This window comes from Ideonella azotifigens (assembly GCF_006519715.1).
GTDB classification, from domain to species: Bacteria; Pseudomonadota; Gammaproteobacteria; order Burkholderiales; family Burkholderiaceae_C; genus Ideonella; species Ideonella azotifigens.
On record NZ_VIDT01000837.1, the window covers coordinates 1 to 2,086 of the forward strand.

2 protein-coding genes are annotated in these 2,086 nt (G+C 70.3%); both read left to right on the top strand.

Translation table 11 applies throughout. The features are described from left to right. Window positions 1–157, top strand: a 157-nt coding sequence (locus tag FKP22_RS28265) for a 4Fe-4S binding protein (protein ID WP_170201148.1), incomplete at its 5' end; no start/stop codon positions are given. 117 nt (window positions 158–274) lie between these two features. Beyond that, window positions 275–2,086 (top strand): sensor histidine kinase (locus FKP22_RS28270; RefSeq protein WP_170201149.1); only part of this gene is annotated, 1,812 nt, incomplete at its 3' end.

The window sequence follows — 2,086 nt, forward strand, 5'->3', positions numbered from 1 at the left end:
CTGCCCTCCCAAGGTGCTGTGGCTGGACACGCCCGACCCACGCGGCTTCGGCCCGAAGCATGCGGTGCTGCACGACGCAGCCGGCTGCACCGGCTGCGCAATCTGCCAGCGGCGCTGTCCGTTTGATGCGATCCGCATGGCCAGCGCCAAGGGCTGACCGGCACGGCTGGGGGGCGCTCTTTCCGCATTGCGGCCCACCCGCCGCTGGGGCAAGATGGCACGGCGCCGCGGCCCCGGCCCGGCACGAGCCTTGGCCGGGCCTCTTCGAGCCTGCATGGAACGCCTGTACCGCTTCTACCTTGCGCTGTCTCGCATCAGCCAGCTGATGGTGCGCGAGCGGGATGCGCAGACGCTGTTCACCGAGATGTGCCGTGCCTGCGTGGACACCGGCCATGCGCAGATGGCCTGCCTGTACCTGCGCGAAGGCCACCATGCCGTGCGTGCCGCCTCGGCCGGCCCGGCCGACGAATTCCTGGCCGATGTGCCGCAGCCCTGGGACATGAGCACCCCGGCGGCGCAACAGTCGTACACGGTTGCGGCCATGCGCGACGGCCTGCCGCTGGTCAGCCATGACTATGCCAACGACCCGCGTGCCGCCGCATGGCGCGAGCTGGCACTGCGCCATGGCGTGCGGGCGATGGCCTGGGTGCCGGTGCGGCGCGGCGGCAAGGTGATTGGCGTGCTGATGCTGTCGGCCGACGAGACCGGTTTTTTCACCGAGGCCTTGATGCAGCTGCTGACCGAGATGGTCGGCGGCGTGGCGTTTGCGCTGGAGCACATCGACCGCGAAGCCGCGCTGGTGGCGGCGCTGCGCCAGGCCGAGGAAGGCTTCGAGCGTTTCAGCCGGCTGTTCCACCTGGCACCGCTGCCGGGCGCCATCCTCTCGATGATCGACCGGCGGGTGATGGACGCCAACGAGGCTTGTTTCCAGCGCTACGGGGTGACGCGCGAAGAGCTGATGGGGCGCACCTTTTCCTCGCTCGGCATTGGCGTGGTGGCCGAGGGCCGCGCGCGCTTCTACGAAGAGATGCGCCAGCAAGGCCGTGTGCGCAACCTGATCACCACCTCGCTGGACCGCGCCGGAACGGTGCTGCCGGAGCTGATCAATGCCGAGGCCATCGAGTTCATGGGTGAGCCCTGCCACATCACGATGAGCCTGGACCTGAGCGCCCTGCGCGAGGCCGAGCAGGCACGCGACGCACTCGACCAGGCCAGGGCCGCCAGCCGCGCCAAGACCGAATTCCTCTCGCGCATGAGCCACGAGCTGCGCACGCCGCTGCACGCGGTGCTCGGCTTTGCCCAGCTGCTGCAGGCCGACGCGCCCGAGCAGCTCTCGCCGCGCCAGCAAACGCAGGTGTCCCACATCTGTGACGCCGGCTGGCACTTGCTGGCGCTGATCAACGACGTGCTGGACGTCTCCCGCATCGAGACCGGCCACTTGCGCGTGGACGCCCGGCCGACGGCGCTGCAGCCCTTGCTCGACGACGCCTTGCGCATGACCTCGCCGCAGGCCGGCACGCTGGCCGTGAGCATCGCCACGCCGTACAAGGACCAGGCCCCGCTATGGGTGCAGGCCGACCCTATCCGGCTGCGCCAGGTGCTGATCAACCTGCTGTCCAATGCCTTCAAGTACAACCGCCCCGCCGGCACGGTGCAGCTCAGCGCAAGGGCCGAGGACGGCCAGGTGATCGTCGAGGTCATCGACACCGGGCTGGGCATGACGCGCGACCAGCTGGCCCACCTCTACGAGCCTTTCAATCGCCTGGGCCGCGAGCGCGGCGGCATCGAAGGCGCCGGCATCGGCCTGGCCCTGACGCGCCAGCTCGTGCAGCTGATGCAGGGGCAGCTGTCGCTGGACAGCGAGGCCGGCGTGGGCACCCGAGCCTGCCTGACGCTGCCCTGGCGGCCTGCCGCCGCCTCCGGCCCCGAAGCCGAGCCTGGCCGCGTCGAAGACGCGGTTGCGGAGCAGCCCGCAAGCGCCCACCAGCCAGCCGGCGTGGTGCTTTACATCGAGGACAACCCGGTCAACGGCCAGCTCGTCGAGCAGATGCTGGCCCGCTGGCCCCAGGTGCGGCTGGTGCAGGCC